Below are 23,839 nucleotides of genomic sequence, written 5' to 3' on the forward strand. Positions count from 1 at the left end.
ATATACTTAATCCGTCCACTTAGCTATTAGGGACATTTAATAAGAAGTTAATTTATTTTAAGAACTTCCTTTAAGCCTGGCGATTCACTTATGAAATTTAAACCCTCATTTCAATTAAAGCCCTTGAGCTGTGGCATTAAAGTCGCAATTTTAGTGACTTGTTCGGCTTTTATTTATACCGCTAACGCCGATCCTATTTCTGAAAACGTAACCGCTACAAATGCTAATACGGCAAAAGTTCCTAACAACGCTCAAAAAATGATTTTCCATAAATATTCGATCATGCCGAATGATGGGCGCCGTAGTGCTGGTCGTTTTGGTGAATTTCGTTTGCGAGGGGGCGCTGCTGGTAGTCATAACGGTATTGATATTAGTCGTGCGAATCCTAATGACCTTACACTTAAAGCAATTGGTTCAGGTTCTATTGTCTCTTATGACACACGTTCATCTGGTGCAAGCAACCAATCAACCACTAACCCACTAATTATGCAGATGGATACTGGCGATCGAATCATGTATCGCCATACTGATCCATCGTATCAAAAAAAATATAACGCTTACCCTGGTCAACGTATTCAAGCTGGTCAAAACATCGCACACATGTCAAATAAAGGCTGTGGTTCATGTGCCGTGCATTTGCACATTGAATATGGTGTAAAGGCAAAACGTGGGCTAGATGTTTGGCTGAATAAAAACTTAGATCAAGTTTTTAAAAATCCATCCATTGCACTTCAGCAACGCGTTAAAGGATCTGCGCCATATGTGGGTAGTTCTGAATATAAGTTAACAGATCCTACGCCATATTTACCTCAAGACGTTGTGATTAGTGTCTCGCCACAAGGACAAGCATTAGAAAACAAATACACACCGTACTTGGGTAACACCATTAGGACTCAATGGAATGCCTTATATTCATCATCAACAGGAATCACCCTCCCCGTTTCTTCATCGGTAGATGGCATTGCAGTAAAACAAGGCAAAAAGCTTCCAGCACTTGCATTTAGTGGCGATGTTTCGATGGATGCTTATGGATCTGCACAAGTGCAAGTCGCTCAAATGATTGCTGACGGTACTATCTCACCTGAAGCAGCTGCAAGCGGTACCATTTATGCAAATGATGTTGCTCAATATGCACCGCCTAGAACTATTTTTGGTGGTACGGCTGATGATGTGGGTTTTGATATTGGTGCACTTAATTCTACGCCAGCAGAATTAATTGAAAACATTGGTACTGGACGTTATGGCAACTCTAAATGGTTTAATGAATTAGCAACTATGTCGATGATGGGGCTTTTGATTGAAAAGCTAAACATTATCAATGCACAAAACTATTTGACTAAAGAGATCCATAAACAAAATGAACGCTTAGAGGCTCTTTTGGCAGCTTATACAGCGTCAGAAACTCAACGCTATTCTGGCCGTGTAGATGAACTTTATACGAAAGCTGAACAACCAACTGTTATTCCTGAAGTAGCAGTAGTTGAAATGAAACAGCTTTTTGAGGAAGGTGGAAACGGGCAAGTTTATTCAGATGCACAAATCTTAAAAGGTGGACAAGGTACTCCAGATCGTAAATGTGGTTGGGGTATACCAGGTGCTTTTGGTGCGGTTAAAGATGGTATTAAACGTGTTTCTTTAAAACATGGTTATAACCCTAATGACGTTGCAGCTATTCTTGGTTTTGAATCTGCCGGTTTTAATCTTAAAATTGACAACAACGCTGGTGCATATGGTTTAAGTCAATGGACTAAAATTGGTATAACAGATATTAATGCTTCAGATTTAACAGCGAGAGGAATACCAGCTTCAATTAAATCAAACCCTAAGCAAATCACTACACTGAGTGCTCAACAACAAGTCGAATTATTAGATTTATATCTTGCAGTAAAAGCACGACAACGTAAAAGCGACTATAATAATAAAACAATAGCTGGGTTTTATGCTCTAGTTTTAGGTGGACCATATAAAAGCCCTAGTCGTGAATATAATGCGAACAGAAACCTCGATAGAAACCCTCGAGATGGTGTTGTGACTTTAGCTGAAGCCGTTACATTTGAAGGTATTGTTATGCGTTTATGCCCTTACTATTCTGAATACCCTTAATAGAGCAATTAAAGGAAATATTATGAAAAACAGATTTTTGTCTTTATTGGGTTTTAGCCTTTTAGCATGTGCATCTTTTAATGCTAGTGCTAATACTAGCTCAGACTCTATTCGTGCTGAACTTGAAAAACTGCGCTTAGTAAACGTTAAATGTGCTGCGGTTTCTAACGATCCATTTGATGCAAAACACCTAAATTGCTATACAAATGTTTATAACCGCGCAAGTCAGCTTGGTAGCCTTGCTTCTAAATATATTAATAATGAAGAAGCTCCGCGTGTTCTAGCTGATCACAATCGAAACTTTACTCAGTTACTTGCTAACTGCGATCAGTTATACGCTGGCCAGACTGCAAAGTACAAAACACTAAGCATGCAATGTAAAGCGACCAATAAATTAGGTTGGGCAATGTTTATTCCGGCATTAATGAAGTAATAAAGGATCAGGTTATGAAAAAGTTTTTAAGTTTAGCTTTGTTATGTGCTGCTACCATTATTACGTCATCTGCCAACGCTGGTTATAAGACCAAAGCTGAAGCTATTCAAGCTTATAACAAGGTACAAGCTGAGTATCAAAAATGCGTGTTTAATTATAATGAAGCGCGTGATTCTGAGTACGGTTCACCAGAACTTAAGTGCAATACACCATACAACCAATCATTAACACGTTTCATCAAAGACGTTCGTGCGGAAAGTCAAAAGAATGCTGCAGCTTGGCAAGCAATCAATACACAACATATTAAATTTAGCCAAAACTGTGATAGTCAAACTATGGTGAGCTCATACAATCCATCGTTTTTTATTCGTCAATCTTTTATGTGTGAATCCTCTGCTTTTACATCTTTAGCACAAGTGGCAATCGACCTTTCTTATTAATTTCAAAACATAAAAAGGGCATCTATAAGATGCCCTTTTTTGTCGTTTGGTTTTAGACTTTTTCTATAATTGTTTCGGTATCTGGTGTTTCAACTTCAAACCCAAAGTGAAGATTACCGTATTCAATTGCTTCTTCTACCCAATGCAAGCCCATGTTTTGCTCATTTCCTACTTTGCTTGAATCATAAGCCTCAAGGGGCATCACCCTCTTAATATCATTTTCGATGAAAAAATATGTATAACAGTGAGGGTGCACATATATTCCATCAAAATAAAATGGAATTAAATATCTCCCCTTTAATTCCTTAAACTGCTCAATTGTATGTTTACTTGAAGCAATTCCACCGCCTGAATCTATGACAATGCTTCTAAAAGATCCTGAAGGAATATCAACGATAGCCAGGCCATCGAACGTTTCTACACCATTTAATATCTCTTTAGTTTTGAGATAAACACCTGGTTCAAAATGGCGTTGCTTGAAATTAAAATCTTCCGTGAAACTAAAGATTGACTTTGTTTCCTTTTCAATTAGATGAAACATTTCAAGAAGTGGTGTGATTATATCTGCGACCTGTGAGCCCTTTTTCTTAACAAGCTCCATGATATACGGTTCGTGATGAAACTCTCCGCGAATATAACTAGCATTGTGACATGCCTGAAACACTCTATTTTGCAGAACTTCAACTTGATTAGGCATTTGAAATCTCCGTATTTTTTGAATTTAAGTGTTCCAATAAATCATTAATGCCATCTGTAAATAATATGTTTTTGGCTCGTGTTACGGTCACATACAACAGCCGTTTTTCATCTGCAGAAATCATTAGCTTTTTATCGAGAATTTTATAGTTAAAGCCTTTTGCGATTAGGACATTATCCCACTCTAAACCTTTACTCTTGTGTGATGTGCTAATGACCAAAGTGTTTTTTGGGTCAGTTTCATCATCAGCCATACTATTTTCTAACGCCCACTCAATCACTTGCCATGAGTATTGGTTTGTTAGATCCAGAAAGGTTTTTAATTCTGTAGTTGCCCCCTCCACTTCTCCAAACACTTGTATATGGTCCACAAGCTCTTGGTAGGAAGAAAAGTTTTGAAGCTCTTTACACGTTGGCCGTTTATTTGCTCTCAGTTGAAAAATCCCACTGAAAATATCTTTACTGCGCTTTCCATCAACCTCAAGACGTATTTTCTTTTCGCCATTAAGGTAGCCATGAAACTTAAAAAAGTATTCAAAAGCCGTAGCATTTGTTCTACAAATAATCGCGTTCAATGAAGATGGTGCATAACTTGATGTACTGAAAGTGGTAACTTTTGACGTTTTACTTGGTAAACCTTTTAACTGTCTGGTTTCACCAAAAAGTTTATTGAGAAGTAGATTAGCTATATCTGCAACTGCATTACCAAACCGAAACGACTGTTCTAAGTACAATGCTTCAAGATCTAGGTTCTGTAAAATATCTTTCGCACCCCTAAAGCCATATATGCTTTGGTATGGATCTCCAACAAAAATAACTTTTGCTTTTTGACGTTTGAGTACGTCTAGTATTAATTGGTCACTATCTTGGCTTTCATCTACCATCACGTAATCAAAATCAAGTTGTGGTTTTTGCAGTACCCACCACTTGAGATAGTAATCGTGTGTAATACCATAATCACCGTTTGGATCAACTACATCATTCCAGATCATTTTCGCAATTGAAGTGATTTTATCTTCAAGAACGTCATTGCGCTTAATTGATGTTTGTTCTTTTAAAGCTATGTAAGCATGATCATTGGTAACAGTCTGATCCACTGTCATACAAAAATAACGTAATGTATTAAGGATAATCAGCGCTAATGTTAGATCGGTGAGTTGTCGGTTTTTCCCGTTGTACTGAAATCGAATGTTTTCAAGCTTAAACTTTTGAACAATATCTTTAGGAAGTAACGTAGGCTTGTTAATCTTATTTTTCAGCCAACCAGGTATATTTCTGTAAGCTAGAGAATGGAATGTAGAACATGTGACTGAATTCAGCCCATATTCAGCGAATTTTTGATTAGCTTCATCTGCCATCTTTTTATTAAATGATAGATATAGTCCAAGCTTACCTAGTTGTTGCAAAGCACTACTACAATGGATCAATGTCGTAGTCTTACCAGTACCAGCAAAAGCAATCAATTTAAAACTGGTTTTTAGTCGTGTTGCTTTATCAATTGCTCGTTGCTGTTCACTGGTAGGTTTTTGAGTAATTTTCTTCACAACCATTGCTTAATTTCGTGCTAAAAAAGAACTTGGTTTTTTGTTTTTCATTACAAGCACATCGCTTTCAACAATTTGCATCTGGCTTGCTAAAAAGTTAACTTGTTGCTTCAGTTCGTTTATATCGCTTTTTAGTTCAACTACTTGCACTTGCATCTCAAGGTTTGAATATTTGAGCTTGTTATTCTCAGTTTCTTTCTCTTTTAGTGCTGCCTGTAATCTTTTGATTTCCTGTTGGCTCTCTATGTTAGCCACATTAATATTGCTTTTGCTTTGAATATTTTGTGCTTGAGAAGATGTACTCTCAATTGCAACAGGTGTTGGCTTTGGTTGTACTGTGCCATTATATTTGGTTGTCTCTGAGATCTTATCCCATAGTGAATATGTGCGTAATGGCGCTGGTATATTTTGATTTGGTGTTGAAAAACTGGTGCGTAAAGCATTTGCACTGTCTTTAGATACAATGTCTCCAGAACTATTAATTTCAGTAAAGCCAGCATAAGCAAGTGAAACAACTGTTGAAACTGCTATTGCACCAATTACCTTAAAATAGTTTGATTTCTTCATTAGAATGCCCCTTTCAAGCGCTTATTTTTTGCCGTTTGATTTGATGATTTTCGAGTGATTGTGTTGTTTTCTAAATTGATAGAAACACCTACATTCATGACCTGATTTTTCTGTGGGTTGTATTGAATAAAGACCAGTTCTTTTGCATATTTCTTTGCGTGTGTTAAACGTTCAGCATGAATTTCATCAAGATTAAATCTGATTTGCATTCGCGATATATACAGCTTGAATAACTGATCATTTACTTCAGCTAAATTTAAAACTAAGCCTTTTTCATCTATAGAAGCAGACTCGAAAGTTAAATCATTTAAAAACCAATTTTCGGGTTGTATTAGTAAATAAAACTTTTCAACTTCGCTTGTGATTGCATATGAAAAACAAAACTCATTCACCTGATAGGTGCTTAAGCAAATGGTTTCATTGTTATAGCCACGTTTCATGTTTCGGTCATATGAGCTCAACCACCAAACTAAATAGTGTCGTGCTTCCAACTCTTTAACGGTTATTTGTGCTATTTCTGAGGCCTTTAGCTGTAATGCTTCAAGGTTTTCTATTCGTCTAGCTCTCATAGATAATTCACCTTATTTTTCTTGAAAGCATGAGTTATCAAAAGCCATTGAGTTAGGATCTAACCCCATGTTTTTAAGAGCCAAGGCTTTACCGTCAAGTTCAGGGTTATCAGATGTGCTTAGTTGTTGCGAACTTGTTTCTGAAGATGCATTTTTCGCATTAGTACCTGAACCTAAAAAGTAACCGCCTCCAGCAAAAACAACTACTGCAGCTACAATGCCCATAGCTGGCCAAGACGTTTTAAAACTAGAGAATCTATCTGCTAAAGATAAGCTGTATTTTTCTTCATTAGAACGTATAGGGCTGTCTGTAACATCAGCCTTATATTCATTTAGAGCTTGATGCCAAACTTCCTTTATGTAGCTCTGAAGTTCATATGTACTGAAACGAACCTTGCTTTTGTTTAAGTAATAGCATGGCTCACTAATAAGAATTTCTGTGTTTTCGTCAGACTTTAAGAAAACTTGTCCTCTAAACAAATTATTCTCGACCTGATCAAATCCTTTGATCGTTAATAGTAAATCCGTGGCCTTTGCATCTATATTGAAGATGCTCACCTGGCGATTTCTATCCGTATCTCCAGAAAGGTCAGAATCTAAAAACATAGACTCATTGTTTATCTTAGAGAAATAAGGTGAAAAGTTTCCGACAATCGATTGGAAAGCTTTCAATTGAGTTTTGTTCATCTCAATTCCCTCTTATTTGAAAATATAGTCAAGAGTGGCTGTTTCTGAAGTTCCTCTACGAGCTTCAACTTTTCCAGTCTTTTTATTTACAAAGATAGCAACTGGTACACCAGCAGTTAGTGGCTGTGGCTTTTGTCCAGCGCTACGAATTGCTTCTCGCTGTTCACGATCTTCTTTTGGCATTGCAACAATATCTTCGTGATAGAAGAAGATAGATTGAAGAGCGCCTAAGTGTTTATCCAACTCAGCAAGTTCCTGTGGTGTAGGAATCACTTTAATTGAGTTAATTTCTTCATCTGTTCCATTAAAGGTTTTATTAATAGTATCTTCAGATGGTTTACGAAGAATTCCAGCTGCTAATTGTTTTCCGTTTTCACTTTGGTTTAGAACTAAAGCTGGAATCCATTTAATAGTTGCACCGCTTTTAACGTATGAGCGAGAAAGGTTGAATGTTTCGTGACAATATTTACAGCGTGGATCGTAAATGATGTATACAGTGTTGTTATCATTCGCTTTCCCCTCTTTAAACCCTGAAAGCGTTTTTACAGCTTTAAAGACTGGATGATTGTATGCACTGGCCAAATTCCCAACGGAAGCTGTTGGTTGTTGTGCTGGTGTATTCATTTTTTTTGCAGTTAATTTAAGAGGCTCAGATATATTTTTTTTAGTAGCAGAATCCCAAGCTGTACCATGTAAGATGACTTTTTCATCGGATGTTGTAAAAAACACCGCATTTTTCCCATTAGGTGCCTCAAGAATCCAAGAAGTTAAACCTCCACTAAAGGGTTTAACTTCTTTTACTTTGCCCATTTTTTGCATCTTAGAAGTAAGGTCCTGAGATGGTGCAGCGTAAGTAGAGATTGTAATAATACTAATAGCGCAACTTGCTACTATTTTAGTGAAATTATTTAAAAGCATTTTAGAGTATTACCTTTTAAGCCATGTTTTAGCAGTATAGTTAAAATATGGTTTTAAAAAAATAGTTAAATAAAAAAGACCGGTGTTTTAATACCGGTCAATTATAACTTATAAGTTTAAGACTAAAACCCTTTTTGCTTATTTTTTTGTATTTCATCCTGTGGTATTTCTACGCTCACCATATCAAAAACATGATCGTCACTATACTTAAAATCATCTTTATCATTGTTTTTAGAGTTATAAGATCCGTTGTTTAATTCCTTGTCCGTAAACTCTACTACTCGAATAATACTGTTCACATCTTCAGCAGCTTTTTGTCTAGCTTCAGTCATGGCAAAACTCAATAATTCGTATTCAAAACCAACAAGGCCAATGTTAATGTCTGGCTCTTCTAATGGCTTCCCTAATTTCACCTCAATTAGATAATGCGAGATTGGACCTAAACCCTCACTAAACAAAGACGGTCTACCAATATTCTGTATGAATGCGTATGCAGTTCGATTGTATAGTTTTAACCAGCGTATATCTGTTGGTGGCATTACACCTAGTTGTCTTGCTGTTAATACAACCTCACACAAAATAGTTCTTACATATGCATGGTTTTTAAAAATCTTAGTAGCAACGGGATGTTTAATGTATTTGTGAATTCTTTTTCTAAGGAAATCAAAATTAAACCCTACAAGCTTACGATCGCCCTCAACATACTGATTTTCAATTGCAAACAATGGGTTGTTAGGTATATTTTTTGTGCAAATATCCCAATAGTAATTAATTAATGTTGTTGAATCTTTTTTGATTTTACGGAACTCTTCATCATCCATAGATTCATCGGTCGCACATGCTACTGGTAAATACAAAGCTAGCAAAATTGTATCAACATCGGATAAATACGATAATTCATCGGGTGATGTTTCTTTTGAATTATCAAGGGTTATCCAAAGATCCCCTAGTTGTTCACGTAAGACATTTAAAAACTTCTCTTCATCTATGATAGGTACTGTTTCACTTTTATCATTATATTCTTTCGTTACTCCGTTGATTGTAATGTTCACAAGGCGCTCTTTAGTTCCTGTAATTAATTCATGCCTATTTGCAAACTCATAAGTTGAATCTAGCGCTTTAAAATGACCATTGTTCGTATCATATTTTGACAAGTCTAATGGACCAAAAACCTGTAAGTGTCTTTGGTTTGGAATTTGTTCCTCTATGAACTCTTCTAGGTTCATGCTTTTGATAAAGCCCCGTGCTGGATGCTCGCTGTTGAAGCGGTCATAAGCTTTCTTTATCCAAGGTGTTGCCAGCAAAAATATTAATAAATTCCATGCTTGACTGGCTTTTGAAATTTGAAAAATAGTGACTTCGCTAAACTTATTTTGACAAAATAATGGAAGCCAATTGTTTGTTGGTTTACATAGGTGTTCTGTTGAATACACCAACTCACTTAGTAAAGGCACGTAGTTAAGCCCGATAGCTTTGAATATGCTATGTATCCACCATAGAGGAATAATTAAAATGCCTTTTGTGTATACTAAAAACCCTACAATTTGAGGTTTATAAGCAAACCATACAGCCAAAAAAGCCACTAAAACCATAACAACAGTAAATATATAAATATGATTCTCATGTACAAGCTTATCTTTTGGATCTGCCATTTTATAGCCTATTAATATGTGTATTGTTGGGTATTATATAGTTAATATTGGTTTTAATCTAATTCCCCTTAAACCTTTTAAGGATTTTAAGTCTGGTTTTAAGCTCTTGACTAAAGTGGCACTTAATACCTTTTAAAGCTTAAATCAGGTCAATCTCAACACTAAGCCAGTATTCTTGGTCAAATACTAAAAAGAATGAATAAGAAGCCCTCCCCTACTAGACATTTAAGTGGATTAACCGCCTATATAATAAATTTCTCTATAAATATTGTTGGTAGTCTTTTTATTGAATAGGGCACTCCCCTACTCAGCTAATATAGATCATTTTCAGTTGTGCATTTCACAACGTCTACCCATTTATTTAACTGTAAGTAGTAGTAAGCCCTCCCCTCTTCTTGGCAACTCCCTTTTTATCAGTCTGATAATGAATAAATCAACGATTTAGAATCGAAAAACCGTTATCAGCCTGATAATGAAAAAACCACGCCAAGGGATCTAAAGCAGTTATCAGTCTGATAATGAAAAAACCACGCCAAGGAATCTAAAGCTGTTATCAGTCTGATAATGAAAAAATCCACGACAAGGAATCTAAAGCTGTTATCAGTCTGATAATGAAAAACACATAAGATATGGACACATGTTAGGCATATAGATTGAAAAAGTTGAAATATATTAAAAATAAAGTGAAAAAGTATTTTAAATATTTTTCAAATATTGTATTGTTTGACTTTACTTGAAAGGTGATTGAAAAATGGAAAAGAACTCAGGAAAAACTTATATTTGTACAAGCATCCACTTTAAAGGTGGTGTGGGCAAAACAACATCTACGGTGAATTGTGCTGCTAAGCTTGGAAAATTAGGTTATACGGTTTTAGTAATCGACTTAGATAGCCAACGTAATGCAACAAAACATATTTCAAATGTTCCAGATATTAACGATATAGATGGCACTCTAAAAGATATTTTTGAAAACTATAAAACAATTAACATTCACGATGTTATACAAGGTCCAGATAAAACCAACTTTGAAAATGTGTCTTTGATTGCTTGTGCTAATAACATTCGTGATGTTGAAATCAATATTCAGCGTTCTAGTCCAGTTCCTAATGAAATTATTAGAAGTGTATTAAGAAAGATAAAAGGGGATTTCGACTTTATTTTGTTAGATTGTCCACCGCGAATGGAAACTCTAACTTTTAATGCTTTGTTAGCATCAAACAGTTTATTAATTCCATTACAGGGTGAATACAGTATTCAGGGTTTGGAAGATATACTTAACTCTATGGATGACTTAGAGACAAGCAATCCAGATTTAAAAATTCTATCGCCAGTACTAAACTTTTATAACAAGCGTAATACAGTGGATCTTACCTTGGCTGAAGATATTCGCAATGAATATGCTCAACCAAAATTGCAAGAAAAACTGGTAAATAAGGAATTAATCTGTATTCCAAATGCTACGGTTTTTAGTCAAGCATCATATGTTAAGTGTTCCGTATTTGATCTGGATGCTGGAAAAGAAACACCAGCAAAACAAGCAATTAATCAACTTGTAGATCTAATGGTTTCTGAATACAAAAAATTATAAGGTGCTGATATGAACTTTAAAGATAAAGTAAAAAGCATGAAAAAAACATCTGTTGCTAATGCAACAGGGAGTGATGCTCAAGTTACTGATGTAAAAGAAAATACAGTGACTCCAACTATAGAAGAGGGGAGTCTTAACCCACTAGCTAAGCGAGAAACAAAAAATATTGTTAGCGGATCTCATTTAGAATCAATCGACATTGATTTAATTGATCCATCACCTTATCAACCACGTATCATGAATAAACGTGTATATGAGAAGTTGCCAATTTTGGCTGCTGATATAGAAACTAATGGACAAATTAACCCGATTACAGTTCGACAGAAGGGTAATCGTTACGAGTTAATTGCTGGTGAGAGACGTTTTAGAGCAATTAAAGAGATTTTAAAGCTCAAGAGAATTACTGCTTTAGTTAAAACATCTATGAATGATGATAAAGCTGCTATAACAGCTTTATTGGATAATACTGCTAGACAAAATCTTTCAGATTTTGAAAGCATATTAAAAATCAAGCAATTATGTGAAGAGTTTGGTTATCCTTTTGAAAGTTATGAATTTGTTACTGAAAAATTTGCGATTGATAAGTCGAAGTATTTCCGTCTCAAATATATTCTAGACTTACCTGAGTTCATTTTGGACTCTTTGAACGAAGATCCTGAGCTAATTTCTGGATATATTGCTCAAGAAGTGAATACCGCAATAAATAAAGCTTTAGAAACTAAAACCGAAAAAGCAATTTTCGACTTGTTAAGACCAGAATGGGATAAATACGTTGAAGAATTTAAATCCACGGGCAAGCGTCATAAAGGATTTATAGCTATTTTGAGTGAAGAAGAAAAAGCGAATAAGGCGACTAAGCCTGAAAAAACTGAAGAAGCTACTACTGAAGAACAACCGAGTAAGATTAAATTCGATTTTAAGACAGATAAGGGCGTTAAATTTGGTTCTATGAGTTCTGAATGTGGTACCAAAGGTAAGAGTGTACTTAAGTTGCGAGTAGCCTTGGATGCAGATATTACAGAAGAGAAAGCTAGAAAAATTGAAGAGTTTTTTAAGAGCTTGAATGATTGAAGTTTCAAAACTTTGAATGAAAAAAACCGGCATTGCCGGTTTTTTTTATAATAGATCTGGATTAAAAGTCTGGTTAAGCCAATCCGAACTACTTGGATTGGTTACTGGTTTTGATTCAGATACGTTTTGACTTGGTTTAGCATTATTAATTTCGGACGTTTCGGTATTTTGAGATGTTTCAACGGTAGGGGAGTGGTCCTGAATGTTTTTATGTTCAGTATGTTTAGCTTCCTTTATCTTAACTGCTTTTTGAACAGGAACCTCCTTGCTCTTGATAGAATTAGTTACGGGCTTTTTAGGTGATTGTTCAATTTGCTCCTTACTACTTTCTGGTATTTGTATGGATATATGATCAAGATACTTTTTTTCAAGATATTCAATATCGTACACATAGTAAGCAGTATTAAACTTGGTGTATGTTTCAACACAAGTACTTAAGCCAAACCTTAATAGGAAAGAATTGACAGAATATAGGCTTGCCATATCCTCATTAACTTCATACAACTTATAAAGGTATGAAAGCTCAATTAGAACCGCTATACCAGCATGTAAAACAGCAGTTATGTAATTTCTACGAAGCTTTCCTTGAGGATGTTTTTTAATTGAATTAAATAGTTTTTGATTTGCATTTTTATCTATTTTCATTCGTACAGGCTGTGCAAACGTCTCGTCTATTTCATTTTGCACTGGCGCATTTAGAAAAATCTTCTGCTTGTCAGTACAAAAGATAAATCCTAAATACAGCAGACTTAAACTAAAAGCGTTTAAGTCTAGACCTGGTAGATTTCTATTAACACTACTAATCACATCAAGATCTTCTCTTGTTAAGTGAATTAATTGATAGGATAGTTGTATGTAGTTTGAATCTGTCATTTGATTTCTGCGTACATTTTATACATGTATTTAGCTAACTTATATAAACCTTTAGCATTGGCGTACTCTGGTGATTCAGCGATTCTTACGTTCGGTAAGTCGTACTTTTCTTTAATCTCTTTTTCAAGAAAAGCTGCACCGCCTCCACAAAATAATACTAATGCTAAATCATCGCCTCCACCGATCTGTTTAGAGATAAAGTTATTTAATTCGATCATGAATTCGTTTTTAGCTTGCTGAATTAAACCTGTAATATCTTTGGCTTGAGATCCTATACCATAAGTTCCAGATTTTAGTGCGAAATCTAGCCAGTTAGCGTTAACTGTTTTATAGCCAGATTCAAGAATTAAGCTAGTGATTCGTTCATAGATGGTAAGAATACCAAGGTTACGTGATGTAGAACGATGGCCATCAAGCATGTTTCCTCCATCTAATGTGACTACAATATCAGTGGTTTTACCGCCAATATCGATTACAGCACATTCAGAACTTATTAAAAGATCACTATCTTCTGAACCGTTTCCGTGTACATCAATAATCTCATTAAAATAAGCTGTTTGAGCTTCACATTTAACAATATGTCTTTTAATGATATTAAGCGGTTTACCAGCTTTATGATCTTTTAAGTTGAAGCAAACATCACCATTGAGTAGAAAATTAGTTTTCATATCAATAAGTGGCATGTTTTTGGTTTTTTCAGGTGTGTAATAGCGACTAACAGGAAGTGAAGTAGCGATTGCAAACGCTCTACCATCATATGTTCCGATATGGTCAATATAGGCCTTAATTGCCTGGTGTATTAGTGCCTTGTTATATTCAGATGTCGGGTATTCGTCTGTTCTGGTATCCAGAGGAACACTACTATTGATCTTCTTACCAACTGTATAAAAGTTTTCATTAACTTTAACCACATAATAGTCAGTAGAATCCTCTTCGCCAGTGAGGACTTTTCCTGAATAAGCAATACTAGGAATAGTCAGTTTGATTTCATTTCCATCTTGATCTAGACCAGCATAAAGCTTTGTACCGCCATGTCCATCATCAATACCTAGAACAATATAACGTTCTTCAATCGCTGGTTTTTCATTTTGAGTATTTTTCATAAGTTTACCTTTCAATTTTTCAAGATTTACAACGAGTAACGTCTTCTACCGCGTCTAGTGTATTTATTGCCCCCAAAAACTAAGCGTCTAAGAGCAGAGGGGATATAGCTGTATTTGTATTTAAATACTTTTTCAATAACCAATGTTGCTACTATCAAGCCGATGAAAAGCATAAGTTTGAACAAGGAAAACTTAATAACAACAGCTAGAAAAGGTATAAACAAATATCCGTTTAAACCGCCCCATAGGATTAGATTTAATCTAAATTGCGACCAGTGTGCATATTGATCATCCATATTCGCCTCTTAATAAATCAGTTTGTAATAGTAGTCTTCATGCAAACGACCAGCTTTGAGTAGATCGTCAGCTTGTTTCCTGAAACTCTTACTGATGTTTGGATCTGAACCATCAGAATTAATCATTAACTCTCGAATAAACTTCTGTTGAGCATGAATATCATCAATTAAAAGCAATTCTTCTTTCAGTTGAGGTGATAAAATTAAGTGTTCCCTTACAGCAAATACCTTGCCGTTCACATCTTTAACAAGACGTTGAGCAATCAATGTATAAACTGAACCAATAATGTCAGCTGCAGCCTGAAGATGTTCTTCATGCTTAAAGCGCTTCAACATACGTGGAATAATTTTGTCTACGGTGGTTGCGTGAACCGTTGCAAAAACAGGGTGGCCAGTTAAAGAAAGTTCTAGAGCTGCAGAAATTGTTTCTTTATCTCGCAATTCACCGATTTCAACTGCAGCAGGACGTCTACGCATCGCCTCTCTATTTGCATCCGCAAAAGTCTCGAAGTTATTGGGGATTTCGCTTTGACTAACAATACTGTGTGTGCTTTCAATTGCGTCATACTCGTATTCGATAGGCTCGTTGTGAGTCAAAATATTTCCACGAATATGAGTATTATTTTCCAACACATAGCGAATATTTGAAGCTAGTGTTGTACTTTTACCAGAACCAGTGATACCGCCAATGATGTAGCAACCATTGTGAGGTAGCGATCTTTTAATGAAATCTTCATCTAAACCCACTTTTGAAAAGTGAGGGGGAATGCCAGAAATTGTACGTAACGTTATCTGAAAAGAATCTCCAGATCCACGATACGAAGTTCGAGATACGTTCACACGAAAGTTATAACGAGTTTCCTTACCTGAAGCGTCTTTCTGCAGAATACGATATGCCTTATTAATAAACTTATTATTAATAAGGACTAAGTAGGCATTTTCATCAGCAATCGTTCTTAGGATGTGTAGAGCTTCATCACGATTGATAATACGGTGTGTTAACGAATATAACTCCAAGTCTTTCATCATTGTGATGGGGCGATCTGGACTAATGAAAATATCTGAAGCACCATGAGCTAATGCTTCATATAGAAGACTTTCAAATTCATCGCGACTTTTAAACCCTTGTTTCGGATCTTTGTATGTCGTTATGGCTGTTAATGTAGCCAAACCAAAACCACGGCTAGAATCGTAGTCTTTGCGAATGTCTTTGGTAGCTGTCAGAATCTTATTTTCAGATCCTTTAATCTTGTTAACATCAAATAATGCAGATTTTGCTTTTAATGTCGAAACCTTCATTTGCATTTAAAACTTCCAATTGAGTTAGCGAACTTAAGGTTCGCTAACAAGGTTAATTTTTGGAATTTGATAGCTAGGTGCAATTTGTTCAGGTTGGAGAATTGGTTTCCAAGTTTCAATATTTGAATTGAACTGCGGTAATTGTTGGATTTGAAGCAATTTCATATCAAGAGCAATAGTGTCTTGTGTAGAAGAAACAGCCAGTGATTGACTGCTAATTGCTGGCATTGATAACTTGCCCTCTAAAACAAACTTATGGAAAGTAACCATCCCCAAATAATCTCGTTTAAGACGATCTACTGCATCTTCAACAATATTTCGGCCCTCAACTAAACCCATTTCATAAGACTTAGCAGCAGTCTCTTTCCATATTTTTCGTTCTTGTTCGTTAGCTGGTAACATTTCTTTCGGAATGAAAGTCACGTAATCAACATTGCTATCAAGTGTAGGGAAAACAAGGTACTGACGCCAATCAGGTGCACGAGTACTGAAACGAGCTTGTTTCAAGATTTTATAAGTCTGCTTAGTCGTCTTGTACGACATGGCATTAGGTGTCTCAGTTACATCTTTTGATTCAATAATAACCGGGGGAACAACAACATCTTTGATCATGTAAGGTTTAAAGTTAAAGATTGTATCAAGGTTACGCTCTTGGCTTTTGATGACCTCACGAGCGTTGCTTAAATAAGTATTGATCCCTAACTTAATACCTTTTTGCTTAACTAATTCAAGCATGGCTTCATAACGAGCTTGCTGTTCAACATTACTAACATGAACTTCTAAAGAAGACTGGTTAGATGGGTTTAGTAGCTCTTGTAATGAAGCATTATTTGAGTAGTCCATAAAAACTCCAGATATGTATAAAAGGATTTAAAGGGTATTAGTTATAAGTCAATAAAATACTTTTATTTTGATGATCTAGAGTTATCGAAGCAGTATTTAAATATGCAGAAACATCGCGTAAAGCTTCTACACCAGTAAGACGCTTTTTATTAAAATTAACAATTGGAAGCTCATGAGTAGGACCAGCTTCTACAAAACGGTATCCGTATTGGCTAGAAATACTTTTAATTAAAGGTATTGGATCGCCTATGTAGTCGATATTTAAAAGGTCATGGTTGATGCTACCTTGTTTCTTCTGAACAGTTTGCATTTGAATTGCAGAAGAGTTCTTTAAGTTCTGTTGTGCAATTAAAGCCTCTTGAGATGCTTCAGATATAATAGATAAAGGGCTTACTACGTTTAATTGAGTTACATCACGACTAGCACACCCAGACATCATTAAACCAATTGCAAGAACGCTTAAAAGCTTTTTATTGTGCTTCATTTTTACTCCAGATTAAGTGGGTATAAAGACAAAATGATTTTAGTCTAAAAACTATTAAAATGCACTTTATTAATTATAAAAAATCCCTTAAAAGGTATAAAGCCGACTTTTAGGCACTCGCTTAAACCTAATTTATAAGCTTTAACGTATATCTAAGGGCGTTCTTCAGGCAGTCGTACCTGGCCTAAACAAGACAAATCTGTAAAAAATACTCTTTTTAAGTGCATTGTCTGTCCAAAACAATGCTTTTTTTTAGTAGTACTTATCTGAAATGGAAATACAACGTACTTTTTTCAATCAATTATAGAGAGTAAATGAGCTCTTATAGTTTGCTAGACGTCTTTTATATTCCTTTATAGTCTTATTCTTTCTTTTTATTATCTTTTCTATTCTTTTTTGTTCTTTTTTTAGAATATAATTTATACAGAAAATAACAAAGTACATTTATTCTTTTTTTAATTAAAATAATGTTAATACTGTAATTTATATTTTACAGTATAGAAGTATATTAATAAAGATGTATATATGCTTTTTTTAATTAATATTAAAAATATTATTGGTGATAATACAATTTATTTATAAGCCAGCTTCTTTAATATTAAATAAATTGATAAAAACTGTTTGAAAAAAAATGCATCTTGGTATATACCATTCCTAATTTGAAAGTTTAAAGACATTAAAACTGCTACTTATAAAAACCTACCTTATGGTTTAGTGCTGTACATCTTAAATATAAAGATTTGACACCTTAAACACCAATTAAACTGCAATAATGATAGGCTTAGATCGTATTTTTCCCTAAAAATTTAAGGCATCACAACTGGCAAAAGACTATTGAAACTATGCATATCAAGCACTTCACTGTAAAAAAGGTCCACTGTGTTTTTATGATTTCTCAACTTCATTTTTTTGATTTTTCCACTGTACTAACAAGAGAGGAGTCAAAAAAGACATTTGCATTTATTGGGCTTAAAAGTGAAAAACATTTTGCTTAAAGTGAAAAACGTTTTAACGAGTACTTTTAGAAAGGTGTTTAACGTTGTAGTATGTGCTCATGTTTTGCATGTGGATTAAGGGTGGTAGTGGTGAGCAGTTTTGAGAATCCTAATAGCTATCCAAAGACATTAAAAGAATACACAAGTCGTATAGAAGATTTTCCGTATTCTACTAAGACTAAATATGATATTGAGCTTAAGCAAAAGATTGATAAACATTTAGATAGTTCAGAGCTAGATTTAAAAATGTTATATGAAAACATATATTCTGAATTTAAAACTAAATCTGAAAATGGTTATTACGCGGAATCTACATTTAGAACATATCGTGCATATTTAGTGTATGGAATCGGTCTAAAGCTTAATGAGTTAAATAATGGCTCTATTAATGATGAAGATATAGATGCTGGTTTTGATGAATATTTTTTAGAAGAATTATATTTAAGAATCATTAACACAAAATATACAGCTAATAAGGACAAACCTAAGCGTACTTCTGAGCTGAAAACAAAGTACTTTGAACGCACGTTTTACAACTACTTGGTAAGAGAATTCGAGCATAAGAACGAGAGTAACACCAGGGTTAGTGAGTTTGATCGGATGATGGTTGCTTTTGTTGATGCCAATCTTGTTGTTGGATTGCGTCCTGTTGAGTGGTTTTCCGTTTCATTCTGTTGTGCAGTAAAAGGACCAAAACTGATCATGATTGTGGAAAATGGCAAGGCTACACATGGTCGGGCTAATGGACTTAAAAGGTATTTAATACTTGATGACCTTAAACATGAAGATCAAGAAAAGATATACCTTTATTGGAACTTGCTAAATAGGTATGTGAGAAAGGTATCTAGTTTAAATAAAAGTAGTGGCTATACCTTTGGATGGGATGAAAAACAGACTTTTATTAAAATACTGCAAGAGCGTTTACGTTTAAGTTATATCAATTACTTTAAGCTTAGAGGCAAGGTTTTAACTAATGAAGATCAACGACCTACTTTATACAGTACAAGGCATCAATGTATTGCAAATGCTAAGGTAAAGGGTATTGATAAGTTTGTGATAGCCGGTGCTTTTGGACATGCTGGTAAAGATACTGCTTCTAACTTTTATGGGCGAAAGTGGAGAGGCCATAGTGGTTTTAGTATAAAGCCTACTTTAGATTCTATTGAAAACGTTAATGGTAGCCATGAATTTGTTAAAACACTTTTAGCTAATAACCTAGATACCTTTTATTATTTTGATCTTAATATAGCAAATGAGTTTAATACCGACTATTATAAGGACGAATTAAAGTCGGGTTTAGTGATTGACTAAATGGATAACTCTAAAACTAATTTGACTACTTCAACATGGGGTTCTCCCTACGCTGAAGTATCAATAATAGGTAAAAGAAAATACGCAAGGCTTTTAAGAGTGTTGGTTAGTACGTTTGCCTCATTGTGTATTTTAACCGTTTTAACAACGCTTAGTTTTGTAGCTTTTAAACTCACCACAACAGATTTTGAATCTTTGGTTTTTGATGACGGCACACCAGTTAAGTGTGTGCTTAGCTCTAAATCAGATCGTCCAATTCCATCTGTTATATATCAGCCAGCGAAATAGGAGTGCTGTTGTGTCTAAAGACAAATCTAATGAAAACGCTGAAATAGGTTCTTGTGATCCTAGTCTTTGGCTCAGAAAACAGGTGGATGAAAAAGATAAGGAGATTGCAAAGTTAAGACGATGGCTTGTTTTCGTGTTTTTCGCTTTTATCGTGAGTGCTGTTCTTGCGATGATTATTTTTGCTGCCTTTAATGCATACCCAAAAGTCAAAGCTGTTCAAACAGTAGATAACTCGGTTATCTGTCCAATCGAAGCATCAAAAAACCCTCGCGTTACTGACGTTGTTATTTCTGAATTCGGTAAGAGTGCAATTCTTTCTGTCTACAACTTTGATTTCTTGAACTGGCGTGACGTTATTAACAATGCTGGTTCAATGTATTTCACTGAGGGCGGTAAAGATTCATTGATGAAGCAAATCGCTCAATCACAAACAGTTGGCACAATCGTACAAAACAACCTAACGATGCGAACTACTGCTACTGATGTTCCACAAATCGAAAACCGTGATTTACATGCTGCAGAACCTAGTTGGACTGTTCGTGTTCCTATCACTACTCAATTCTTCTTAGGTGACAAACAACCTAAAGAGACTCACCGCTTCATTGCGACAGTTACTATTGTTGAGCATCCACGTTCTTATCTGAACTACAACGGTATTGCTGTTAAGACAATTACGTTAACTCCAGCGCGTTAATTGGATGATACTTATGAAATTGAAAAAATTATCTTTGGCTCTTTTTGCTTCTACTGCATTAACTACAATAGTTAATGCTGCTGATATGCCTCCGAATACTTTTGCGGATGCTCAATCTCCTTTGGTTGCACCTGAGGTAGTTGATACAGCATCGGAAATTGACAGACAGGTTCACAATCTTGTTGGTTTGCAGTTCACACCTGAGCAAACAAAAATAGTTAAAGGACTTTTGTTGCAACAAAAACGAAGCCTTTCTAGTCCTTATGTAAATACGCCACAAGCGAAAACCCGTAGTTTGGGTATTTCATTAAACCCTGGTGAGGAACCGCCAGTAATTCGTTTAAGCGCTGGCATGCTATCTACTATTGTCTTTACCGATTCTTCAGGAAATCCATGGAACATTGAAAAGATTTCTTTGGACCGTGGACGTTTCTCAGATGGCTTAGGTGAGCAAAACGAAAAAGAGCCAGACGAAATCCCTGAAACTAACATCCTTTCAATCGAACCATTAGATCCAGCTGCTTTCGGAAACGTAACGGTCACATTAAAGGGATTGGGTGCTCCAGTAATTTTGATGTTAGCTACTGGCCAACGTGATTTAGATGTTCGTGTAGACGCACGTATACCTGGTCGAAGCCCAACAGCCAAAGCTATGTATTCAACAGGCAATCAAACATCGATTATTCCAGATGGTGTGAGTTTGCAATTTATGGATGGCTTAGCGCCTGAGGGTGCTGTTGAAATGCGAACCGATAGTCCTAATGTCCGTGCTTGGAAGTTTGGTGGCTATATATATGTGCGTAGTAACTTTGGTGTTATTCAACCAGCCTTTTTGAGTTCTTTCCGCGCTAACAACGGTATGAAGATCTTCCGTTATGAAGATTCTGAAGATCTGAAGTACATCACATTTTCAACGACTGGCGGTACACCTAAAACTGTTTACCTCGAAGACGCATTTTAAGTCATTAAGTGAGAATTAAAAATGGATTCAACGAACCAACAAAATAACCCGAATGACATTGAAGAGAATTCTAGTCGTAGCACTGAAGTAGGTACTACCGATGAAACTATTATTTCTGCAAACCAAGTTCATTCAGAAGAAGACCAACCTAAAAAACTGAAAAATACAAGTATTAAAACTGCTAACAAAAAACGTGTTTTTGCAGATACGCGCTTTCGCGTTGTTGCAATTATTGGTTTGGTAGTAGTTGGTGGATTAGGCTTTTTTATGTTTAACCCAATGGGGAAAAGTGACCAACTAGCTTTAGATAATCAGGTTGCTATTGCTACACCAGAAATCCAAGGACAGGGTACAAATGTTATCCCTCCTGAATATGTAGAATATGAACGTCAAAAACAAGCTGAAGAAGCTGCTCGAGCTGGCAAAAATGGTGAAAGCTATTTGCCCGAATTTAAAACAGTTGCAACACAAGATCCAAACGGCGATCTGAACGATCAGAATTCTATTACAGGTCCAAATGGGCAACCTGTAAACGGTTCTGCAACAGGTGGTACACCAAATATTACGCTTGAACTTGACCAGATGGCCAGAGCTAATATGGCAAATCAAGGTGGTGCATTACCTCAACCAACTAGCGGTGGTCTACCACAACAACCACAAACACAAAACGGTGCTAATCAAAACGCACCGATTTATCAAACTAACTACGCGCAACAATATGAACATGCTTCATCTGCTGCTAATGATGTTGCTAGTGTATATAGCCAACAAGCAGCTGCTTATGCAGAACGTAATGCTGCAACGCGTGAATTAAGTCAAACTGCTTTTGTTGATCAACTTGCTGCGTTTTCTAATACAAAGAACAAGGTCAACGGATATTCAACATATAAATATTCACACAACACTAAAGCATCGGAAGGGCAACAAAACCTTGGAAGCTTGAACGTTGCGAATACGACTAGCGAATCTACTAAAGGACTAGCAATCATTAAAGCTGGTACAACAATGAAAGCGCGTTTAGATACAGGTGTGAATACTGATAAAGGTAAAAACCTATTTGCTACTGTTATTGGCGGTAAATTTAACGGCGCAAAACTTATTGGTACTGTTGGTCTGAATACTGCGGATATTGAATTTAACTTTACCCGTATGTTGTTTAAGGGCGAAGAGTATGCAATCCAAGTACGAGCTTTAACTCTTGGAACAAAACAATCGGGCATGGCTGATAAAGTCCAAAAACACACTTTGCAAAAGCTTGGCGGTATGGTTACTGCTGGAATCTTTGAGGGTTACGGACAAGCCTATCAAAACATTGGTACAACCCAAATCACAAATACTGGCAATGTTGTAAGCACGAAGGAAGAGCCAAACGATAAAGAAATTGCCGGGAACATCATTGGTAACGTTGGTACGGAAATGGCGAACATGGCACGTACATCAACAGTTCGACCAACTACGTATATCGTTAACAGCGGAAAAGTATTTGAAGTCTTTTTTGATGCTGACGTAACAACACCGAAAAATAAGGGGTAAGCGAAATGTCTGATAATCAAATGACTGCTGAACAGGCAAAGAAAAATCTAAAAGATGCTGAAGGCAAACCCCAAAAAGGCGAAGGTCGTGCGAAGGGTGGTATTCCTCCAAAACTTCTTATTGTTATTGGTGTTATTGCCTTAATTATGATTGGTACTTTCTTTTGGATACAAATGAGTAAACCAAAAGACGTCAGCACGGCAGTTGCTCCAGAACAAACACCAGAATCCATTGATACTGTTGGTCAAGGCATTCAACAAACACAAGCAACATACAACCAAAATCAACAACCTTTAAAGGACAATAGTATTGCTGATGATACGGCGTTCATTGTTGATGAAAATATTGTGTTTAAAGATCCTACCACTGGTCAATACATGATTATGTACAAATCCATGTCGTATCCGATTGATTCTGATCTAGGAATAGAGGCAGTTAACTTCTATCAAAGTCAGGGTACGAATGCACTTATTTTATTACAACGTTTGAAAGAAAAAGAGCAAGCGCATGGGCAAGTACAAAACGGCGAACAAACTGCAGTTGCTCAATCAGAAACCATAATCAAAAATGAACAACTGAAAGCTGAAAATGACGATCTTAAAAACCTTGTTGAATTGCAAGAACAGGCAATTAAGGAATTAAAGACTAGTTTAATCAAAATAGCTAAAGACCAGACTAAGCAAAAGGCTTTAAGTACATCGGGATCTAAAACCTTATCAATTCCAAAAGGTGCAAAACGCTTGGATGCTTTTGCGGTTGTAGGCGATCGCGCTTGGATGACAGATTCTCAAAACCATACATATACAGTCTATGTAGGTCAGAAGATGCCAGACAATCGCACGGTCTATGCTGTTGACGAAAACGAACAAGCCATTTGGGTGAAATAAGGAA

Annotated in this window: 24 protein-coding genes; 11 read left to right on the forward strand and 13 right to left on the reverse strand. The window is 35.8% G+C overall.

Going from position 1 to position 23,839, the window contains the following annotated elements:
- Positions 1-90: 90 nt before the first annotated feature.
- The 3 genes from PV763_RS06705 to PV763_RS06715 are packed head-to-tail and all read left to right on the forward strand — an operon-like array spanning position 91 to position 2,976.
- Positions 91-2,103 (forward strand): peptidoglycan DD-metalloendopeptidase family protein, encoded by a 2,013-nt coding sequence (locus PV763_RS06705; RefSeq protein ID WP_005028664.1) that lies wholly within the window; start codon positions 91-93, stop codon positions 2,101-2,103.
- A 22-nt stretch (positions 2,104-2,125) separates the two neighbouring features.
- Positions 2,126-2,536: a hypothetical protein gene (locus PV763_RS06710; RefSeq protein ID WP_005005820.1), complete on the forward strand. Its 411-nt coding sequence runs from the start codon at positions 2,126-2,128 to the stop codon at positions 2,534-2,536.
- Between the two features lie 14 nt (positions 2,537-2,550).
- On the forward strand, positions 2,551-2,976 hold the full coding sequence (locus PV763_RS06715) for a hypothetical protein (protein WP_005028662.1): 426 nt from the start codon (positions 2,551-2,553) through the stop codon (positions 2,974-2,976).
- 52 nt (positions 2,977-3,028) lie between these two features.
- Here PV763_RS06715 and PV763_RS06720 read toward each other — a convergent pair whose 3' ends face one another.
- From PV763_RS06720 to PV763_RS06750, 7 genes are all read right to left on the reverse strand, one after another.
- Positions 3,029-3,673: a hypothetical protein gene (locus PV763_RS06720; protein WP_005028658.1), complete on the reverse strand. Its 645-nt coding sequence runs from the start codon at positions 3,671-3,673 to the stop codon at positions 3,029-3,031.
- On the reverse strand, positions 3,666-5,222 hold the full coding sequence (locus PV763_RS06725; RefSeq protein WP_005028656.1) for a UvrD-helicase domain-containing protein: 1,557 nt from the start codon (positions 5,220-5,222) through the stop codon (positions 3,666-3,668). The genes PV763_RS06720 and PV763_RS06725 overlap by 8 nt, the downstream gene beginning before the upstream one ends.
- A 3-nt stretch (positions 5,223-5,225) precedes the next feature.
- Positions 5,226-5,783: a hypothetical protein gene (locus PV763_RS06730; RefSeq protein WP_005028652.1), complete on the reverse strand. Its 558-nt coding sequence runs from the start codon at positions 5,781-5,783 to the stop codon at positions 5,226-5,228.
- Positions 5,783-6,352 carry a hypothetical protein gene (locus tag PV763_RS06735; RefSeq protein ID WP_005028650.1) on the reverse strand — a complete coding sequence of 190 codons (570 nt, stop codon included), beginning with the start codon at positions 6,350-6,352 and terminating at the stop codon, positions 5,783-5,785. Before PV763_RS06735 ends, PV763_RS06730 begins: the two co-directional genes overlap by 1 nt.
- A 12-nt stretch (positions 6,353-6,364) precedes the next feature.
- Positions 6,365-7,039 carry a hypothetical protein gene (locus tag PV763_RS06740; RefSeq protein WP_044110994.1) on the reverse strand — a complete coding sequence of 225 codons (675 nt, stop codon included), beginning with the start codon at positions 7,037-7,039 and terminating at the stop codon, positions 6,365-6,367.
- Positions 7,040-7,051: 12 nt separating this feature from the next.
- Complete coding sequence (locus tag PV763_RS06745) at positions 7,052-7,957, reverse strand: hypothetical protein (protein ID WP_044110992.1); 906 nt, start codon at positions 7,955-7,957, stop codon at positions 7,052-7,054.
- A gap of 122 nt (positions 7,958-8,079) precedes the next feature.
- Positions 8,080-9,609 (reverse strand): hypothetical protein, encoded by a 1,530-nt coding sequence (locus PV763_RS06750; protein WP_420937532.1) that lies wholly within the window; start codon positions 9,607-9,609, stop codon positions 8,080-8,082.
- A gap of 751 nt (positions 9,610-10,360) precedes the next feature.
- On the opposite strand from PV763_RS06750, the gene PV763_RS06755 reads away from it, so the two are divergent.
- Entirely contained in the window at positions 10,361-11,197 is an 837-nt protein-coding gene (locus PV763_RS06755) for a ParA family protein (protein ID WP_005028640.1), read from the forward strand.
- A gap of 9 nt (positions 11,198-11,206) precedes the next feature.
- Positions 11,207-12,268, forward strand: coding sequence for a ParB/RepB/Spo0J family partition protein (locus PV763_RS06760; RefSeq protein WP_044110989.1), 1,062 nt, complete (start codon positions 11,207-11,209; stop codon positions 12,266-12,268).
- 45 nt (positions 12,269-12,313) lie between these two features.
- Here PV763_RS06760 and PV763_RS06765 read toward each other — a convergent pair whose 3' ends face one another.
- From PV763_RS06765 to PV763_RS06790, 6 genes are read right to left on the reverse strand one after another with little or no spacing between them, the layout of a single operon-like run.
- Positions 12,314-13,141, reverse strand: a complete 828-nt coding sequence (locus PV763_RS06765) for a hypothetical protein (RefSeq protein ID WP_044110986.1) — start codon at positions 13,139-13,141, stop codon at positions 12,314-12,316.
- Complete coding sequence (locus tag PV763_RS06770) at positions 13,138-14,244, reverse strand: ParM/StbA family protein (RefSeq protein ID WP_024160787.1); 1,107 nt, start codon at positions 14,242-14,244, stop codon at positions 13,138-13,140. The genes PV763_RS06765 and PV763_RS06770 overlap by 4 nt, the downstream gene beginning before the upstream one ends.
- A 26-nt stretch (positions 14,245-14,270) precedes the next feature.
- Positions 14,271-14,540, reverse strand: a complete 270-nt coding sequence (locus PV763_RS06775; RefSeq protein ID WP_005005884.1) for a hypothetical protein — start codon at positions 14,538-14,540, stop codon at positions 14,271-14,273.
- Positions 14,541-14,549: 9 nt separating this feature from the next.
- Complete coding sequence (locus PV763_RS06780) at positions 14,550-15,845, reverse strand: ATPase, T2SS/T4P/T4SS family (RefSeq protein WP_024160788.1); 1,296 nt, start codon at positions 15,843-15,845, stop codon at positions 14,550-14,552.
- Positions 15,846-15,872: 27 nt separating this feature from the next.
- Entirely contained in the window at positions 15,873-16,682 is an 810-nt protein-coding gene (locus PV763_RS06785) for a type IV secretory system conjugative DNA transfer family protein (protein WP_024160789.1), read from the reverse strand.
- 37 nt (positions 16,683-16,719) lie between these two features.
- Positions 16,720-17,166 carry a DotD/TraH family lipoprotein gene (locus tag PV763_RS06790; protein WP_420937533.1) on the reverse strand — a complete coding sequence of 149 codons (447 nt, stop codon included), beginning with the start codon at positions 17,164-17,166 and terminating at the stop codon, positions 16,720-16,722.
- A gap of 1,085 nt (positions 17,167-18,251) precedes the next feature.
- Between PV763_RS06790 and PV763_RS06795 the strand changes: the two genes are divergently transcribed.
- From PV763_RS06795 to PV763_RS06820, 6 genes are read left to right on the forward strand one after another with little or no spacing between them, the layout of a single operon-like run.
- Positions 18,252-19,472, forward strand: coding sequence for a hypothetical protein (locus PV763_RS06795; protein WP_227518656.1), 1,221 nt, complete (start codon positions 18,252-18,254; stop codon positions 19,470-19,472).
- On the forward strand, positions 19,473-19,760 hold the full coding sequence (locus tag PV763_RS06800) for a hypothetical protein (protein ID WP_024160792.1): 288 nt from the start codon (positions 19,473-19,475) through the stop codon (positions 19,758-19,760).
- A 10-nt stretch (positions 19,761-19,770) separates the two neighbouring features.
- On the forward strand, positions 19,771-20,454 hold the full coding sequence (locus PV763_RS06805; RefSeq protein ID WP_005005897.1) for a DotI/IcmL family type IV secretion protein: 684 nt from the start codon (positions 19,771-19,773) through the stop codon (positions 20,452-20,454).
- A 13-nt stretch (positions 20,455-20,467) separates the two neighbouring features.
- Positions 20,468-21,415: a DotH/IcmK family type IV secretion protein gene (locus tag PV763_RS06810; RefSeq protein WP_005005900.1), complete on the forward strand. Its 948-nt coding sequence runs from the start codon at positions 20,468-20,470 to the stop codon at positions 21,413-21,415.
- 21 nt (positions 21,416-21,436) lie between these two features.
- Positions 21,437-22,948 (forward strand): DotG/IcmE/VirB10 family protein, encoded by a 1,512-nt coding sequence (locus PV763_RS06815; protein WP_420937534.1) that lies wholly within the window; start codon positions 21,437-21,439, stop codon positions 22,946-22,948.
- Positions 22,949-22,953: 5 nt separating this feature from the next.
- On the forward strand, positions 22,954-23,835 hold the full coding sequence (locus PV763_RS06820) for a hypothetical protein (RefSeq protein WP_420937535.1): 882 nt from the start codon (positions 22,954-22,956) through the stop codon (positions 23,833-23,835).
- The last annotated feature ends 4 nt before the right edge of the window (positions 23,836-23,839 follow it).

The organism is Acinetobacter sp. AS5, from assembly GCF_048957595.1.
In the GTDB taxonomy this organism is placed as follows: domain Bacteria; phylum Pseudomonadota; class Gammaproteobacteria; order Pseudomonadales; family Moraxellaceae; genus Acinetobacter.